The 17231-nt window shown below is 56.1% G+C and carries 13 protein-coding genes; 4 read left to right on the top strand and 9 right to left on the bottom strand.

Annotated features, from left to right (window positions below; genetic code table 11):
* Positions 1-13: 13 nt before the first annotated feature.
* From DL88_RS12090 to DL88_RS12080, 3 genes are read right to left on the bottom strand one after another with little or no spacing between them, the layout of a single operon-like run.
* Positions 14-1402 (bottom strand): LLM class flavin-dependent oxidoreductase, encoded by a 1389-nt coding sequence (locus tag DL88_RS12090; protein ID WP_034996418.1) that lies wholly within the window; start codon positions 1400-1402, stop codon positions 14-16.
* Between the two features lie 13 nt (positions 1403-1415).
* Positions 1416-2642 (bottom strand): SfnB family sulfur acquisition oxidoreductase, encoded by a 1227-nt coding sequence (locus DL88_RS12085; protein ID WP_034996373.1) that lies wholly within the window; start codon positions 2640-2642, stop codon positions 1416-1418.
* 39 nt (positions 2643-2681) lie between these two features.
* A complete protein-coding gene (locus DL88_RS12080; protein WP_034996416.1) occupies positions 2682-3929 on the bottom strand; it encodes an SfnB family sulfur acquisition oxidoreductase in 1248 nt (415 codons plus the stop codon).
* Between the two features lie 340 nt (positions 3930-4269).
* Here DL88_RS12080 and DL88_RS12075 point away from each other — a divergent pair, with 340 nt between their 5' ends.
* Complete coding sequence (locus DL88_RS12075) at positions 4270-4725, top strand: Lrp/AsnC family transcriptional regulator (RefSeq protein ID WP_034996372.1); 456 nt, start codon at positions 4270-4272, stop codon at positions 4723-4725.
* Positions 4726-4902: 177 nt separating this feature from the next.
* Here the strand turns inward: DL88_RS12075 and DL88_RS12070 are convergent, their stop codons facing one another.
* Positions 4903-5094 carry a hypothetical protein gene (locus tag DL88_RS12070; RefSeq protein WP_034996370.1) on the bottom strand — a complete coding sequence of 64 codons (192 nt, stop codon included), beginning with the start codon at positions 5092-5094 and terminating at the stop codon, positions 4903-4905.
* A gap of 453 nt (positions 5095-5547) precedes the next feature.
* Between DL88_RS12070 and DL88_RS12065 the strand changes: the two genes are divergently transcribed.
* The 3 genes from DL88_RS12065 to DL88_RS12055 all read left to right on the top strand — a co-directional run bounded on the left by DL88_RS12065 (position 5548) and on the right by DL88_RS12055 (position 9116).
* Positions 5548-5736, top strand: a complete 189-nt coding sequence (locus DL88_RS12065) for a cysteine rich repeat-containing protein (RefSeq protein ID WP_245270813.1) — start codon at positions 5548-5550, stop codon at positions 5734-5736.
* A gap of 469 nt (positions 5737-6205) precedes the next feature.
* Entirely contained in the window at positions 6206-6520 is a 315-nt protein-coding gene (locus DL88_RS12060; protein ID WP_034996367.1) for a hypothetical protein, read from the top strand.
* Between the two features lie 202 nt (positions 6521-6722).
* Complete coding sequence (locus DL88_RS12055; protein ID WP_034996366.1) at positions 6723-9116, top strand: efflux RND transporter permease subunit; 2394 nt, start codon at positions 6723-6725, stop codon at positions 9114-9116.
* A gap of 172 nt (positions 9117-9288) precedes the next feature.
* Here the strand turns inward: DL88_RS12055 and DL88_RS12050 are convergent, their stop codons facing one another.
* From DL88_RS12050 to DL88_RS12025, 5 genes are all read right to left on the bottom strand, one after another.
* On the bottom strand, positions 9289-9846 hold the full coding sequence (locus DL88_RS12050) for a hypothetical protein (RefSeq protein ID WP_245270811.1): 558 nt from the start codon (positions 9844-9846) through the stop codon (positions 9289-9291).
* 231 nt (positions 9847-10077) lie between these two features.
* Positions 10078-11298 carry a hypothetical protein gene (locus DL88_RS12040; RefSeq protein WP_156971072.1) on the bottom strand — a complete coding sequence of 407 codons (1221 nt, stop codon included), beginning with the start codon at positions 11296-11298 and terminating at the stop codon, positions 10078-10080.
* A gap of 677 nt (positions 11299-11975) precedes the next feature.
* Complete coding sequence (gene fcl, locus DL88_RS12035) at positions 11976-12932, bottom strand: GDP-L-fucose synthase (protein ID WP_034996360.1); 957 nt, start codon at positions 12930-12932, stop codon at positions 11976-11978.
* Positions 12933-13275: 343 nt separating this feature from the next.
* Positions 13276-14334 (bottom strand): GDP-mannose 4,6-dehydratase, encoded by a 1059-nt coding sequence (gene gmd, locus DL88_RS12030; RefSeq protein WP_034996359.1) that lies wholly within the window; start codon positions 14332-14334, stop codon positions 13276-13278.
* 283 nt (positions 14335-14617) lie between these two features.
* Positions 14618-16945: an NADP-dependent malic enzyme gene (locus DL88_RS12025; RefSeq protein WP_034996358.1), complete on the bottom strand. Its 2328-nt coding sequence runs from the start codon at positions 16943-16945 to the stop codon at positions 14618-14620.
* Positions 16946-17231: the final 286 nt, after the last annotated feature.

The raw sequence follows: 17231 nt of genomic DNA, 5'->3' as shown, positions 1-17231 counted from the left end.
CAACTCCCGAAATCTATTCCGCTGCGACGGTGACAGGCACGTGGCGCAAACGCGCACCCGGATGAGTCGAGGGCAAATGCCCACCCTTTACGCCCGACAGTTTCTCGCGAAGAGTGCCCGGTACGTAATCCTGCTTGTATCGCCCACGCGCCTGTAATTCCGGCACGAGCAGATCGACAACATCCTGGAACGTTTCTGGCGTTACCGCATAGGCGAGGTTAAATCCGTCGACGCCGGTTTCCACGATGAATGACTCCAACCTGTCGGCGACCTGGGCGGGGGTGCCGATCAGGACCGGACCGATGCCACCGATCGCCACATGTTCGGCGACTTCACGCACCGTCCAGATACGGTCGGGATCGCCACGCGTGATATTGTCCATGGCGCTACGTCCGGCGTCATTCGTGACATGCCGGACTTTCTCATCGAGGCTCAAGGTAGAGAAATCCACCCCGGTCCAGCCCGACATCAGAGTCAACGCACCTTCATGGCTGACATAGCTGCGATATTCGTCATATTTGGCTCGCGCCGCCACCTCGGTCTCACCGAGGATTACCGTCATCAGCGCAAAGATCTTCAACGTATCCGGCTCCCTGCCATAAGCGGCCGTCAGCCGCCGCAGATCCGCCACACGTGGTGCAAGCACTTTCGCGGAAGGGCCGGAGACGAACACACATTCCGCATGACGTGCTGCGAATTCGCGGCCGCGCGGCGACGTTCCAGCCTGATAGAGAACCGGCGTGCGCTGTGGCGAAGGTTCGCTCAGGTGAATCGCATCAAGTCTGTAATGGGAACCATGGTGACTGACGCTATGGACCTTCGCCGGATCGGTATAAAGGCCGCCTGCGCGATCGCGCAGAACCGCGTCATCTTCCCAGCTACCCTCCCAGAGCTTGTAGAGAAGCTCCATATAATCTTCGGCCTGGTCGTAGCGGGCATCATGGGCCGTCTGCTGCATGCTTCCGGTCGCCCGCGCGGCACTGTCGAGATATCCCGTCACAATATTCCATCCCGCACGCCCCTCCGTCAGATGGTCGAGCGTCGTCATCCGCCGGGCGAAAGTATAGGGCGGCTCATAGGAAATATTGGAGGTTACACCGAAACCCAGATGACGTGTTGCCTGCGCCATCGCCGGAACAATCAGCATCGGGTCGTTGACGGGAATCTGGATCGCACCCGCCAACGCGGCATCGGGCCCATGACCATAAACGTCATAGGGTCCGAGGACATCGGCCAGAAACAAACCATCGAACTTGCCCCGTTCAAGTGTCTGTGCGAGCTCCGTCCAATAGGAGAGCTTCGTATATTCCGTCGAACGATCACGCGGATGGCGCCAAAGGCCCGGCGACTGATGGACGACGCAATTCATCGCAAAAGCGTTAAGGCGGATTTCCTTGCTCATGATGGTTTGAGCCTCAAAAATTGCCGCGGCGCGGTGGTTTGACGCCATTCAGCCAGTAATTTCCCAGTGTGAAATATTTCCAGCGGATCGGATCGTGTAATGTATGCGTCCGCGCATCCCGCCAATAACGATCGAAATCCAGAGCGGCGCGCGCACTGCGGCTGCCACCGAGTTCGAACAATTTGCTGGTGGCGAGAAGCGAGATGTCATTGGTCGCGACGCGCGCCTCAGCGACGGCGATCGAGGCCGCCTCGGAAAAGGCTTCCGGTTCGTGCTCCGCCTTATCCACAATCCTGGCGGCGCGTTTTACGAGCGCCTCGGCGGCGGCAAGGCGCACACGCAGATCTCCAACGATGCTGATGACATAAGGATCATCCTGCGCATGTTCGACGCCGCTATCGACCCATGGCCGCGCCTGAGTCCGCACGAAATCCAGCGTGGTGGCAAAGGCACCTTGCGCAATACCTAGATCAATGGCGGCATGAATGATCTGCGCATAAGCGCCCATGCGCGTCGGCCGCTCGAAAGCCAGATGGTGCGGCACGAGAGCGAGAGCAGGCACACGGACATTCTCAAAAATCACCGTGCCGCTGCCAGTGGTGCGCTGCCCCATCCCGGACCAATCATCAATCACCGACAGTCCTGGTGTCGCATCCCTGCCACACGCCTTGGGTACGAAAACGAGTTGGCGTTTGCCATGCTGATCAACCGCCAACGCCACGATCCAATGGCCGAACAGGGAACCGGAGCAGTAGAACTTCCGGCCGTTCAAAACGAAATCATCACCATCGGGAAGGACGGTCGTCGTCTGATCGGTAGCATATTTGCCGCCCGCCTCGGCCAAAGCATTGGCGAAACGCTCGCCTTGTAAGGCACGTTCAAAATAGAACCGTTTCTGCGCTTCGCTTCCATCGAGCCGGAGCGCCTCGATGAGATACCAGTGATTTTGCGGAATCTGACCGAGACTGCCATCGGCAGAGGCAAGGAGCGCCGTGACGCGAGCCAGCGTATGCGCCGAAACACCCGCCCCGCCGTAACTTTTAGGCACATTGATCGCGCCAAGACCTGCATGCGAGAATTGCTCGATCTCGGGATAGGGGAGCCGCCGATCGCGATCACGCTCGACAGCGAGGCGATTGAAATCGCGCGCAAGCTCGCCTGCGGACGCAAGCGCTTCGGCATCATTCGACAAAATATGGGGCTTGGCCGTGGAAGCTTCGATTTTCTGCGGCGCGTTCATACCGGATCTCCTTCAGGAATGTGCTGGGGAGGGCATCGCTCACAGCCATGAATGGCGCGGCGGCTTGACGCCGTTCAAATAGAAATTGCCGATGGCGTGATATTTCCAGCGCACCGGATCATGTAATGTATGCGTCCGTGCATCACGCCAAAGATGGCTGAAATTGTAAGCGGCGAGCGCCGAGCGGCTACCGCCGAGCTCGAACAATTTCTCACCGGCCAGGAGGGAAATTTCCGTCGTCAGCACCTTGGCCTCGGCGACGGCTATCGAAGCATTGGCGACCGTCTCTTCCGTTTCGTCGAGCAATCCTGCATCGATCAATTCGCCTCCCCCTTCAAGGACAGCCTCGGCCGCATGCAGGCGGATCGTCAGATCGGCAATCGCTTCAAGCGAATAGACATCCTCGCTTGCATGATCACGACCGCTGTCGACCCATGGCCGCGCCTTCGTGCGGATGAAAGCCGCAGTTTCTTTGATCGCGCGCTGCGCTATGCCGAGATCGATCGCAGCCTGAATGATCTGGGCAACCGGTCCATGCACGGTGGGCCGCTCGAAAGCGAGATACGAGGGAACGATCTGACTTTCCGTGACGGCGACATTATCCACAATCACAGTACCGCTCGCCGTCGTACGCTGACCAACACCATCCCAATCATCGATGACAGTAAGACCCGGTGCGTCGCGCGGCACGAGAAAGAGATTGCCCTTGCCTGCCTCATCAATTGCGTAAACCGGAACGATGTGAGCGAAGAGCGCGCCAGTGCAATAGAATTTCTGTCCCTTGACGACAAACCCACCATCCTGGCGCAGCAACCGCGTCTGCATGTCGAATATGGTCTTGCCGCCCTTTTCGGACAGGGCATTGCCAAAACGGAACCCCTCCAAAGCTGCCTGAAAATACCGGCCTTTGCGCGTCTCATCAGGATCAACACGCACAATATCAAGGAGGCTGATATGGTTTTGGGCGATCTGCGCGATCGACGCATCCGCTGACGCGATGATCGAAAATACCTTTGCCACAGTGACATAGGAAACTTCGGCACCGCCATAGACACGGGGAACCGTCATGCCCCAGAGGCCGCTTTGAGAAAACAGATCGAGTTCCGCGAAAGGCAGGCGCCTATCCCTGTCGCGATCCGCTGCGCCCGGGGCAAATTCTTCAGCCAATGCCGTGGCGACCGCAATAGCCTCAGCATCATCGTGCAAAATACGAGCGGGCTCGGGCACTTTCGCCGTTGCCGTAACTGAATTGTTCACATGCGGTGAACCTGGAGAAAAAATCGTCATTATCGTCTCATCGGGATGGAAGGCATTCCTTGCCGTAGCATCGGCCAAGAGCATCGGCAGAGCCTCGCTGAAAATGACATCTTCCATAAAGAGCACTTGCCTAGACCCTGCTTAGGATATTATTCTAATCTAGTCCATAGATATTATGGAGTATTTCCCCGATCCATTGGGATGATGCTGATGACAGGGTCAAAGCCAGCAAATGCCGTCAAAAACCGCTTCCCTTTGAAAAGCTTATTTTTTTGATTGTTCAGGGAACAACAATCTTCGGGCGAGCGCCGACCGTCCCATAGAGGTCATGAGATGCATGATGGTGGGAATGAGGAGTGAAATAAGAGTGATGGATGCGATTGATAAACGGATTTTGCGTCTGGTTCAGAAAGATGCCTCCCTATCCATCAGCGAAATCGCAAGCCAGGTCGGTCTTTCCCAGACGCCCTGCTGGAAGCGTTTGCAGAAACTCGAGGCCCTGGGCATCATCAAGCGGCGGATTGCCTTGCTTGATCCGCTCAAGCTCGGCTTGCAAATGACCGTCTTCGTTCTGATCGAGATTGATTCGCATTCACAGCAGGATATCGAACATTTTGCCGAGGAAATCGCGCAGATGGAGGAAGTTCTCGATGTGTATCGCATGGCGGGCGATATCGATTATCTGTTGCGAGTCATCGTCCCCAATGCCGCTGCCTTCGATGCCTTTTATAAGCGGCTCATCAGTCTGACCCCGCTCAAGAAAGTCACGTCGCGCTTCGCATTGGAAGGAATCAAGACGGAAACAGCCCTGCCAATTGCAAATTGAGGTAGCGCCCTCTATCGAGTAATATATTGGCGTCCGGCATTGAAGGAAGGTCCGAACGGCGGTGCCCCGCCCCGCCATTACGTCCGATCGATGGTTCTCGGCATGAACATCCCCTCCGTCAAACGCATTCCATACATCACCACTATGGCTGCCTCGAGCCAGCGGCCTGTCTGAAATTCACACAATGGCATGGATGTATGCGCGCTTGCGCCAAGCCACTTGATCTTCATCAAGGTGGCAGGGTTTTGGCACCAGTTTCTGAAATAGCCAAAAATAACTAAAGTTCCACGCCGCCTCAGAGCTTTTCTTGAGGTTTTTTCTCGAGAGGCTTCCACGGATCATTGTTGCCGCCCCTAACACCGGATTCATTCAGGATTCATATAAGAGCGTCGGCAAGCAAAGCACATCCATGAATGATGATTGCTGCGGCGCAATCCACTCCACGAAGACAATTGTTTGAATGTTTCACATGGCTATCCTGAAAGACAAGCCTATTTCCAAATATTCTGAATAGACCCGCGACTTTCCTTCGATCGAAAACATTCTCATCCTCGATTGGCATGACACTCAGGTTCCTGCGTCAGAATGGGCAGAGTTCCACCAATCATTATAGCAGAGCTCGCGGTGCGACGAGAGATGCACATCGCAATGCGTTCTATCCATCGTGATGACATCGAATTGTTGTGACAAAGAGCGGCCGTGTCACCGTTTAAAGCTCTCAAGACCTATCGTACTCATTGCGATGATAATTATAATCCGGAGGAAACAATGCGTGTCAGCATCATCCTTGTCATTCTTTTCCTTATAGGAATCCCGTCCGCCATGGCGCAGGAAATGATGGCGGAGCTGAAAAAACTCCGCGCTGTCTGTGGTCCGGAAATCAGGCAGCTCTGTGCGGGTGTCGAGCCCGGCGGAGGAAGGATCAAGGACTGTCTCAAAAAAAATGCCGATAATCTGACCGTCGGATGCGCGAAGGAAATTCTCAAGGTCAAGAACCAAATGAAAAAATGACCTTGTAAATGGCCGGTTTCGAGCCAAGCGACAATTGTGCAACCGACTGATAATGCGCCCGCAACGCGCCTCAAAAAGACGTTTGGAAACATCACCAGCGAGAAAATTCGCGCATCCGCTCCGTTCCCCCGGACGCGTGGGGCAATGCCGCGAGTGCTCACGGATGTTTCCAAACGCTAATTGTCCTCCGATCAATCGGCAGGCGAAGGGTCATAGCTCACTTCACTCATGGACTTTCCACAACGACCAGAGATTTCAATTCAAAAATTCTATTATTATCTGTACTTTATCGATTTTATTCGTGCTCTGCCCTCTTCCTTTCCAAACCGTCACTTGCCGCTCGTCCGTGCGCAAGCTAAGCAATCCAGAATGATGAGAGTTCTTCCTGATCCAGTGCAAGGATTGCGGAAGAATTCGCGGCGCGCCTCATCCCGTCAGATGCCGCGCCGGACCAGATGCGATAAGGGGAATGCTGTCTTTGCCATCATCGCACCTTTTCCTGCCGCCTTTTCTTGCGGCACTCGCGCTTCTTCCCTTGCTTAACGGGCTCGCTGGCTGCGCGAAATCCATGCCCGGCCGCTGCGAATTGGGTATCGCCCGCGGAGATTGCATTCGCGGCGACGCATCGCTCGGACATTTCCCCAATGACGACGCCGTCTGCCAGTCCTACGGGCTCACCCCGGGCAGCGAATCCTACGCCGTCTGCCGTAAAGCCAAGGCGCGCGTCAACGATAAGACCGAAGAGGAAATCGACAGGCAATGGTGGGGGCGCGGCCCTCTGTAGCGGTAGGTGCTGTAGGGGAAACTCCTCACGCCGAGACCGCATGACTTCTTCGGTTCCGCATCCCCGCTTCCGTCTCTTCGGCCGATGGTCTAATAGCTGTCAGCAACCACGAATATCGTGATCAAGACTTCATCCCGTCAATTTTTCCATTCCGCGAGACCCGCAGGACCGCGGCTTCAAGCTCTTTGGGAGATCCGGCCTGATGAAACTGTCAGCACAATCCGATCTCGACCCCAATGCAGGCCTCTCCGGCGATCACGACGCCGAATATATCGGCCAGAAACAACTGCCGCCCCTCGCGCTTAACGTCGAAAAATTCGGCCTCGTTTCCTTGCGCTTTCCCGTCGTCGTCGGCCTCCTCTTCAGCCTCCTCGTCATTTTCGCAGCCTTTGGAGTCGAACGCCTCAAGGTCGATGATTCTCTCAGCCAATTGTTCCGCTCCGACACACCGGAATTTCATCAATATGAGGAAGTCACCAAGCGCTTTCCCTCGACGGAATATGATGTGCTGGTGGTGATCGAGGGCGAGACGCTCCTGCAACGCAATTCTCTGGAAAAATTGCGCGATCTTGCGACCGATCTGCAACTGGTCGACGGCACAAGAGGCATTATTTCGATCTTTTCCGCGCGGCAGCCGCCGGAAGAAGGTCATATTCCCCCTCCCCTCTTTCCGGAAACCCTGCCGGAGGGAGCCGATTACGACCACCTCGTCAAAAGAATCCGCGGCAACGAGATCATTCGCGGCAAACTTCTTTCCGAGGACGGCCAGTTGACCATGATCGTTCTCGCGCTCGATCCGGAAGTCGCTTCCAGCAAGGGGCTCGACGGAACGATCAAGGAAATCCGGCAAACCATGGCCGAGGATCTCCAGGGCACGGGGCTCCGAGCGGAATTGTCCGGCGTTCCGGTGATGCAGCTCGAGATCCGCCAGGCCGTCGAGCGCGACCGGCTGACCTATAACGCGATCGGCTTCGTCGCAGGATGCCTCATTGCCATTGTGTTCTTCCGCCGCGTCTCCTTCATGATCGTCGCGGCGGCACCTCCCCTCACCGCGATCCTACTGTCACTCGGCTTCCTCGGCTGGCTCGATTTCCGGCTGAACATGTTCCTCAACGTGATGACGCCGCTGATCATGGTGATCAGCTTTTCCGACAGCATGCAGCTGACATTCGCGATCCGCGACCGCCTGATCGCCGGCCAGCCCAAACGCATGGCGATCCGCCATTCCATCCTGATCGTCGGGCCCGCCTGCGTATTGACCCATGCAACTGCCGCGCTTTCCTTCATCGCGCTGCAATTTTCAAGTTCCGACCTGATCCGGACCTTCGGTGAAGCTGGCCTGCTTGCCACCTTCATCGCACTGGTGGCGGTCCTCACTCTGGCACCGCTTCTCGGCTTGATACTGCTGCCGAAAGATGCGTCCTTCGCCGCCAAGGCACGCCGGCGTGACTACGGCGTGCAAGCCCTGCGCAATTTCTGCGGCTGGATCGCCGCGCGCATGGTCAGCCATCCGGTTCTCTACAGCCTGCTCGGCCTCTGCATCGTGATCTCGCTCGGCTTTGTCTATGCGAGCCTCGAACCACGCTACCGGCTTGCCGATCAGGTCCCGGACAGAGAACAGGCCGTCGAGGCCGCCGGCCGTCTCGATGCCAAGCTGACCGGCGCCAATCCGATTGACGTTCTCATCGAATTTCCCAAGGGCACATCACTTTACGATCCGCAAACCCTTGCGACGATCGGCACAGTGCATGCCACGATCGAACATCAGGCTGGCGTCGGCAATGTTTGGTCACTGGAGACGCTCCGGCGGTGGCTCGCCGAAAAGGCCGGCATCAATGATGTCGCGACACTCAAGCAATATGTCGACATGCTGCCGGAATATCTGACCCGTCGTTTCATCGATGCACCGCAGGACGCCGTCGTCGTCTCCGGCCGCATACCTGATATTGACGCAAGCAACCTTTTGCCAATCGTCATCGCGCTCGACAAGGCTTTGCAACCGGTCCGCGAGGCCCACCCAGGCTTTAAGATCTCCGTCACCGGCCTTTCCGCCATTGCCGCGCGCAACAGCGCGGCAATGATCGAAAAGCTCAATCGCGGACTAACCATCGAATTCTTCTTCGTGGCGGCCTTCATCGGCCTCGCTTTCCGCTCATTCGTCGTCATGCTGGCCAGCATTCTCCCAGGCATCTTCCCGGTTGTGGCGGCCGGCGCGCTGCTGCGTCTGACGGGGGACGGGCTGCAATTTGCCAGCGTGGTCGCTTTAACGGTCTCTTTTGGATTGGGCCTGAGCGCCACCATCCATTTTCTGAACCGCTTGCGTCTTGAAGATGATCCGAAAGCCGATCCGGCACTTGCGGTGGAAAGGGCGACCATCCTCGTCGGTCCGGCCTTGATTCTGACATCCGTCGTCCTGGCCTGCGGACTCGCGGTCACCGTCTTCTCGGATCTACCCTCACAACGGTTGTTCGGCTGGCTCTCCGCCTTTGCGATGATCGCCGCTTTAACCGCCGATCTTTTCATCCTGCGCCCAACGGTAACGGTGCTGCGGCAGATCGCACGACGGAACCGGAGAGGTGGCAAGCAGGCAGCATGACCTGAACCAGAGTGTTGATTGCGTGAAGATACAGAGAGACATCCACCACGTGCTCTCGTTCCCTTGAAACAGATCGGAGCCAAAGGCACTCCCTTTTGGCTCCGATACGATAGATTATGATATGGGCAATTGCCGGAGCCTGCCCCGGAATCCATCTCAAGGATCCGACGGGTCAGCTTTTGTGCATGGTAATCATCACACCGGCAATATCGGTCGCCCCTTCCGAGGAAAAGGTCACGGCCTGCTTGCGTCCGTTTGTTGAAATCGACAGACCGGCGGAAAAACCGGCTCCATCGACGCGCGCCCTGATCATTGTCGGCGAGGCTGTACCGGTGACGACACCGGTCGCATTGCGCGTCGATTCACTCCAGGATCCGGAAATCGAAGCTCCGGAGGCGGTGACATTGGCATTGATGTCCAGTTTATAACTGTCGCTTGCACAACGCAGTCTCTGCTCGATGGCGCTACCACCGGTTGCCACCGCATAGCTGCCCTTGCAGCGGATGCGCTCACTTGTCCCGTTCGTCAAACGAATCGTGCCTTCTCCGCCCCAATAACCAGCCAGATTCGCGAAAGGGCCTTCCGCGCGCGCGGCAAAGGGGGCACCAAGGCCAAAAAGCAAAACGGAAGCCGCCAGCGCATTTCGCGAGCACCGCACTGCCATGGAGACATCAATCATTTCAAAATCCTCACCGGGGTTGGGAAGGGATTGCGCCCGCCAAACCATCATGGTCTGTTCCGGTCAGCTTCAGGCAGGCGATAGCTTATACCAGTTCTCCCTGATCCAACCGATCTCGATTTCCGGGCGCTTGCGGAAAACCAATGTCCGTTTTCACCAGGCCGAAAAGACCTCAATTCTTCTCGATCCAGCAGGTGGCACCAAAACTGCCCTTCCATCCACATCGGCGTGCAATACCCACGCGACGAATCCCATCCGGCAGGGGACCTGAATCGTCTGCTCTCATGTGGAGAAGCGGCTGGTGCGTTGTGCCAGTGCCAAACCGAAGAGGACCGCAGCTAGGACAAGAAGCGAGGAACCAAAAAGTCCGTTGTTGACGAAGGCGAGAATGGTGAGGATGGCGATGCCCGCGGCGCCAGCCGTTGCATAAAAGGAATCACGCCCGCGCCTCCAAGCACCCCGGAGCAGGACGATGGCGGAAAGGGAGGCGGCCACAAGCGCGAGCCATAAGGCAGGACGGCCCATCTCAATAGAAAACCGGGCTGCAGCAGTCACAACTTCCGCCTTTTCCCCGCCGGGAACTCGAAAATGATAGATCGACATCAAACTCGGTAAACTGCCTGAGCCCGTGCCGAGAAAAGGCGTATCGTCGAGCAATCTTTGTGTCAGGGCAAGCGAGGCGGGATCCTTCCTGACAAAAGCCAACCTCGGATCCGCTTGACCAGCAGCACCGGCGATTAAAACCAGGGCAATGATTGAGGATGTGGCGGCGATCGCTCCAGCGCCCAGCCGGCCAAGCGACAGCCTCCGGACGCAGATGACGGAGAGGAATCCTCCGATGCCGACAATGGCGGCAAAGAAGAGCGACCCGGAATATTGGAGTGCAATCGCGACTACGCAGATCACAAAAGCAAATGCGCCAAACAACATCTGTAGTGCGAAGGGCGCTCCCTGACGCGAGGGCGAATGCGGCCGTGTCTCATGCCGCTCGTAAAACATACAGAGGCAAGCCGCCGAGAAAATAAGGCCAAGGCATGCGCTATCGATCGCTTCGTCGAAATGACTGTGATCCAGCACAAAGGAACCCGGGTCACTGAAAAAACGGGCGACCGCAAGACAGGCGAGAAAGACGCTGGCGCATGTCGCACTGATCAGAATATGCGTCGCTTTTCTGCGGTCTATACTTAGTATGGTCGTCAAAATGACAATGCCGATCAGGAGAAGATAGAAAGCCAGTGCCAAAGCGGTGGCACCAGGATCGATGCTGATATGGCCCGGCACGGACTGCCGCAGCGCTTCCGATGTGGCGGTCCAGATGGAATGGATCGGAATGCCAGGGAGCGCCGGCATGACCTGGAGAAGAAACCAGATTGCGAGAACAAATGCCGCGAGGAGAAAAATCCGCGTCGAGCTGATCAGAAAGGCGAGATCCGCTGCGGAAAGTCCCCAGGCCGCCACACCCAGCGCGACCGCCGTCCATAAGAGGAAAATGCTTTCGATCATCAAATCATCGGAGATCGCCAATATCGGACACAGGATGATCAGACCGAGAAGCAAAAAATGAGCAATTTGCATGAAATTCTTATCTCAAAACAACGGACCAGCCACGATACAAATATGGTGGCCGCATCCGAATTATTCCGAATCTCGTTGCAATCAATAATTTGCCACCCCTGCAGGGAGACAGATTTCTATCAAATATTATGCGAAGAACGAATGAAAGACGCTATTATGAAAACTGACCAGGCTCAATCACATCCCGCTTTTTCCTTTGAGCATTAAACCAAAAAGGAAATACCACTTTTTGAGCCTATTTGATGCGTTTTTAAGAATAGCGATTCAAAAATCAATTCTGTTGAACATTCGATGCTTTTGAGCCTCTCCGGATGTTCCCACACGGCTCCCCTGACTGAAAGACATAATAAGAAATCTCGCACCGTACCCCTTTATCGCGAATCACGACTGTCGAAAAGGTCGTTACTTAAACCGGATCTGCTCGATAAACGTATCGCTCTGCATTCATTGAAGCATAAGACGATAACACAATGGCGCTAATACTTGCCCGTCATGCCTTCTGGCGCAACGCCAACAGCTAAGGTCGTGTCATCATCACGGCATCGAACTATCACAAAACCATGACGACAATCGTTCTACCCGCTGACGAGCAACCGGGTGACGATTCATGCAGAGGTCAAGACTGGGACTTTCTCCCGCAAAAACCATTCATAAACGCTCTCGATTCCTTGTTTCAAGCCAATACGAGGCTTCCAACCAAGCGCCGCGATGCGGCTCGAATCCATGAGCTTGCGCGGTGTTCCGTCGGGTTTCGTAGTATCGAAAACGAGCGTACCCGAAAAACCCATGACGTCTTTGATGATCTCGGCAAGCTCCTTGATCGTGACATCGGATCCCGCACCACAATTGATCGTCTCGGCACCGTCATAATGATCCATGAGGAAGACGACCCCATCAGCCAGATCATCGACATGGAGAAATTCACGCAAAGGGGTTCCCGTCCCCCAGACAACGACTTCCTTCTGACCCGCTACCTTGGCTTCATGGAATTTGCGAATCAAAGCGGGCAGAACGTGACTGGTCTTGAGATCGAAATTATCGTTTGTGCCATAGAGGTTGCACGGCATGACCGAAATATAGTGCCGGCCGTGCTGTTTGCGGAAAGCCTCGCAGAGTTTGATGCCGGCGATCTTGGCAATCGCATACCATTCATTGGTAGGCTCCAATGGACCGGTAAGCAGCGAGGATTCGGCGATCGGTTGCGGCGCAAATTTCGGGTAAATGCAGGAAGAACCGAGAAAGACCAGACGATCGACACCCGCCGCATGGGCAGCTCCGATTACATTGGTTTCGATGATCAGGTTCTCGTAAAGAAAATCGGCCGGATAGGTGTCATTGGCGAGAATGCCGCCGACTTTCGCCGCCGCCAGAATGATAATGTCCGGCCGCGTCTCCGCAAGATAAGTGTGAACCCTCGTCTGATCCCGCAGATCGACCTCCGCGCGGCTGGCAGTCAGGATCTCGACCCCGGGATCATTCGACAGACGCCGCACGATCGCCGACCCGACCATCCCACTATGTCCGGCGACAAAAATGCGCCGCCGCGCCGGAACTGCCGTCATGGTTCTCTCCTTATTGCGGTCTCGCGCATGCGGCTGCTGACAAAAAGCCGCTTCCCTACCCTGAAAGACAATCGCTTGCTGAAATTTTACCGCGAAAGTCACCCATGCTGGCAATGACTTCCCGCATCCCGTTCGAACGCTGCAACGGACCGGACTGATAACTTTTAAAGCTGGAGCATCCGTGCGCTTGCTCTATGCGCCATAAAGTCTACTCGTGAATGACGTATCCAATTTTGTAAACAGATTCCGTGTTTCCGAAAAGGGATATTCCCTTCCCGGTTGATCGGTTTACGGAAATCCGAAAACGTCGCTCACGCGTCCCGCTGACAGGGATTCGGAACCGTCAGATCCGCCCACGCTTTTTCATGGTGACGAGATCGCTCGCGACCATGTCCGACACGAGTTGCGGGAACGGCGTTTTGTGCTTCCAACCAAGCTTTTTATTGGCTTTGGTAGGATCACCAAGCAGCAGATCCACTTCCGTCGGACGGAAATAGCGTTCATCGATCTCGACGAGCACACGGCCGCTCTTGGCGTCGATACCATGTTCGTTCACGCCTTCACCCTTCCAGGTGATTTCGATTCCTATTTCGGCAAAAGCCCGCTCCACGAACTCACGGACCGTATGCGTCTCACCAGTGGCGAGCACATAATCATCCGGCTCGTCCTGTTGCAGGATCATCCACATGCCCTCGACATAATCGCGCGCATTGCCCCAATCGCGCTTGGCATCGAGATTACCGAGGAAGAGCTTTTCCTGAAAGCCAAGATGGATGGCGGCAACGGCGCGGGTGATCTTGCGGGTGACGAATGTTTCCGCGCGTGTCGGGCCTTCATGGTTGAACAGAATGCCGTTCGACGCATGCATATTATAGGCTTCACGGTAATTGACCGTGATCCAATAAGCATAAAGCTTAGCGGCAGCATAGGGCGAGCGCGGATAGAATGGGGTCGTCTCGTTCTGCGGGATCGCCTGCACCTTGCCATAGAGTTCGGAGGTTGAGGCCTGATAGAAACGGGTCTTCTCGCATAAATTCAGAATACGAATTGCTTCAAGGATACGCAATGTTCCTATCGCATCTGAATTAGCAGTATATTCTGGTGTCTCAAAACTGACCTGCACATGACTTTGTGCCGCGAGATTATAGATTTCGTCCGGCTGAACCTCTTGCACGATGCGGATAAGGTTCGTCGAATCCGTCAAATCTCCGTAATGCATCAGAAATCGAAGATCATGCTCATGCGGATCGCGGTAGAGGTGATCGACACGTTCTGTATTGATGAGTGATGAACGCCGCTTGACGCCATGGACGATGTAATTTTTCGAGAGAAGAAGCTCCGCCAAAAGGGCGCCGTCCTGGCCCGTTATGCCAGTTATCAAAGCGACTTTCTGAGATGACATGGAGACGATAACCTTTCGCTGAGCCTAATGTAGTTTCTTAACAGGAGCGGACCTAACAGGCTATTCCCATTCTTTCTATTCTTTAAAAAGTGAATAGTCTCGGTATTTTATCCGCTCTGCAAGCAACTCAGTGAATAATTGGTCAATTATTTCTCAGGTTGCTTGAATCAACAGGGTTTGGACCGGCAGGATTAGGCTCGAAAAACGGCGGTAAAATGAAAGCGAAAGCGGCGGCACTCATCGCGCCGCCGCTTTCATTCCGTAAAGTTGCAATATTGCCGAATCAGACCAGCCCGACCCGCGAAAGGGTCTCCTGCCTGTCGACCGGCGCCGACGTGCCTTGCGCCTCGGCAACCGCCACGGCCGTCATATTGACGATACCGCGCGAGGTGACGGAAGGCGTGAGCACATGCGCCGGCTTGGCCGCGCCGATGAGAATCGGCCCGACTGGCAAGGCATCCGCCATCATCTTGGTCATCGTATAGGCGATATTAGCGGCATCGAGATTGGGCATGACCAGCACATTGGCCTCACCCTTCAGTCGCGAACTCGGCAGAATACGATCGCGGATCGCCTGCGACAGAGCCGTATCGGCCTGCATCTCGCCATCCACCTCAAGGTCAGGAGCACGGCGGCGCAGGATTTCCAGCGCATTGCGCATTTTGAGAGCAGAAGGCGCATCATCCGAACCGAAATCCGAATGCGACACCAGCGCGATCTTCGGCGTCAGGCCGAACCGCCGCACATGCGAGGCGCACATGAGCGCCATTTCGGCGATTTCAAAAGCCGCCGGATCCCGCCGCACATGGGTGTCAGTCAGGAAGAAGGCGCCGTGGTTCGTCACCATGAGGCTCATTGCCGAAAAATCGGTGGCATTGGGGACGAGGCCGATAATGTCCTTGATATGCCGCAACCGGCTGTGGAAACGGCCTTCGAGGCCGCAAAGCATGGCGTCGGCATCCCCCCGCCTCACCGCGAGCGCCGCGATAACCGTCGAATTGGTGCGGACCAGAGTGCGCGCCGCGTCCGGGGTAATGCCCTGGCGCCCCGCCGTTTCGAGATAGGTCGCGACATAATCCTTATAGCGCGGATCATCATTGGGATTGATGAGTTCGAACTCGCGGCCCGCGCGGATCGACAGGCCGAACCGCTCGACGCGGGATTCGATCACATCCGGACGGCCGATCAGAATCGGCTTGGCGATCCCTTCCTCGATCACCGACTGGACCGCGCGCAACACGCGCTCATCTTCGCCTTCCGCATAAATGACACGTTTCGGGTCGGCCTTGGCCGCCTGCATCACCGGTTTCATAATGAAGCCAGAACGGAACACGAAGCGCGACAGCACTTCCTCATAGGCGGTGAAATCCTCGATCGGCTTACGCGCGACGCCGGTCGCCATGGCGGCGCGGGCGACGGCCGGCGCAATGCGCAGGATGAGACGCGGATCGAAGGGAGAAGGAATGAGGCTGTCCTTGCCATATTGGCGGGCCTGCCCGCCATAGGCCCGCGCCACCACATCGGAAGGCGGCTCATGTGCCAGCTGGGCGATGGCCTTCACCGCGGCGATCTTCATTTCCTCATTGATCGCCGTCGCCGCGACATCGAGCGCGCCGCGGAAAATATAGGGGAAACACAGGACATTATTGACCTGGTTCGGGTAATCCGACCGGCCGGTGCAGATCATGGCGTCGGAACGCGCGGCATAAGCCGCCTCCGGATCAATTTCCGGATAGGGATTGGCAAGCGCCATGATCAGCGGCTTGCCTTCCATCTCCTGCAGCATCTCCGGCTTCAGGACACCACCGGCGGAAAGCCCCAAAAACACATCAGCACCGCCGATGACATCGTTCAGCGTGCGGGCATTGGTATCGCGCGCATAGATTTCCTTGCGCGGATCCATCAGCTCCTGGCGGCCCTTGTAGACGACGCCCTTGATATCAGTGACGAAAATATTCTCGCGATTGGCCCCGAGATCGACCAGCAGATCGAGGCAGGCGAGCGCCGCCGCCCCCGCGCCGGAAGTGACGATCTTGGCCTGTCCAAGAGATTTGCCGGCGAGTTCCATGCCGTTCAAAATGGCGGCGGCGACGATGATGGCGGTACCATGCTGGTCGTCATGGAAGACCGGAATATTCATGCGCTCGCGCAGCCGGCGTTCCACCTCGAAACATTCCGGCGCCTTGATATCCTCGAGATTAATGCCGCCGAAAGTCGGCTCGAGCGCGGCGATCACATCGACCAGCCGGTCCACATCGGTCTCAGCAACCTCGATGTCGAACACATCGATCCCGGCAAATTTCTTGAAGAGAACCGCCTTGCCTTCCATCACCGGCTTCGAGGCCAGCGGGCCGATATTGCCGAGGCCGAGCACCGCCGTGCCATTGGAAATGACGCCGACGAGATTCTGCCGGATGGTCAGTTCCGTCGCCGCATTGGCATCATCGGCAATGGCGAGCGAAGCGGCCGCGACGCCCGGCGAATAGGCAAGCGCGAGATCACGCTGCGTGGCGAGCGGTTTCGTCGCCTGGATTTCGAGTTTTCCGGGTTTCGGCTGCTGATGATAGGCAAGAGCAGCGGCGGCGAAATTATTCGGAATCGAATCGTCCATGGCACTTCACTCCCTCAATCCGCTGGCGCTATCGGCATAATAACAGAAATACTCTACTTCCCCTTAGCAGGGAGGAAAAGGCGTTTGCTATAGGCTTTCCGGCCGAAGCTGCTGCAAAAAGATGCTGGCTGCTCAAAGCCATCCCTGCCGGCCCAGCTGCTATTTTCGTTATAGAATGGAAATTATTTCCAAATGATAATAGCTTCAATATGAAGCTTGTTGCACCTTCTTTCGACACATTATAAGCGGCGGCAAGACGCCGGCTGGAACCGCGATTGCTTTAATG

Source organism: Beijerinckia mobilis, from assembly GCF_000745425.1.
Classification (GTDB): Bacteria; Pseudomonadota; Alphaproteobacteria; order Rhizobiales; family Beijerinckiaceae; genus Beijerinckia; species Beijerinckia mobilis.
Note: the sequence above shows the minus strand (reverse complement) of the source record. Positions and strands in the feature narration are given on the sequence as shown.

Coding starts and splice junctions, on each gene's coding strand:
- DL88_RS12090 (WP_034996418.1), bottom strand. CDS start 1,402: ATGAGCAAGGAAATCCGCCTTAACGCTTTTGCGATGAATTGCGTCGTC.
- DL88_RS12085 (WP_034996373.1), bottom strand. CDS start 2,642: ATGAACGCGCCGCAGAAAATCGAAGCTTCCACGGCCAAGCCCCATATT.
- DL88_RS12080 (WP_034996416.1), bottom strand. CDS start 3,929: ATGACGATTTTTTCTCCAGGTTCACCGCATGTGAACAATTCAGTTACG.
- DL88_RS12075 (WP_034996372.1), top strand. CDS start 4,270: ATGGATGCGATTGATAAACGGATTTTGCGTCTGGTTCAGAAAGATGCC.
- DL88_RS12070 (WP_034996370.1), bottom strand. CDS start 5,094: ATGAATCCGGTGTTAGGGGCGGCAACAATGATCCGTGGAAGCCTCTCG.
- DL88_RS12065 (WP_245270813.1), top strand. CDS start 5,548: ATGGCGCAGGAAATGATGGCGGAGCTGAAAAAACTCCGCGCTGTCTGT.
- DL88_RS12060 (WP_034996367.1), top strand. CDS start 6,206: ATGCTGTCTTTGCCATCATCGCACCTTTTCCTGCCGCCTTTTCTTGCG.
- DL88_RS12055 (WP_034996366.1), top strand. CDS start 6,723: ATGAAACTGTCAGCACAATCCGATCTCGACCCCAATGCAGGCCTCTCC.
- DL88_RS12050 (WP_245270811.1), bottom strand. CDS start 9,846: ATGATGGTTTGGCGGGCGCAATCCCTTCCCAACCCCGGTGAGGATTTT.
- DL88_RS12040 (WP_156971072.1), bottom strand. CDS start 11,298: ATGATCGAAAGCATTTTCCTCTTATGGACGGCGGTCGCGCTGGGTGTG.
- fcl (WP_034996360.1), bottom strand. CDS start 12,932: ATGACGGCAGTTCCGGCGCGGCGGCGCATTTTTGTCGCCGGACATAGT.
- gmd (WP_034996359.1), bottom strand. CDS start 14,334: ATGTCATCTCAGAAAGTCGCTTTGATAACTGGCATAACGGGCCAGGAC.
- DL88_RS12025 (WP_034996358.1), bottom strand. CDS start 16,945: ATGGACGATTCGATTCCGAATAATTTCGCCGCCGCTGCTCTTGCCTAT.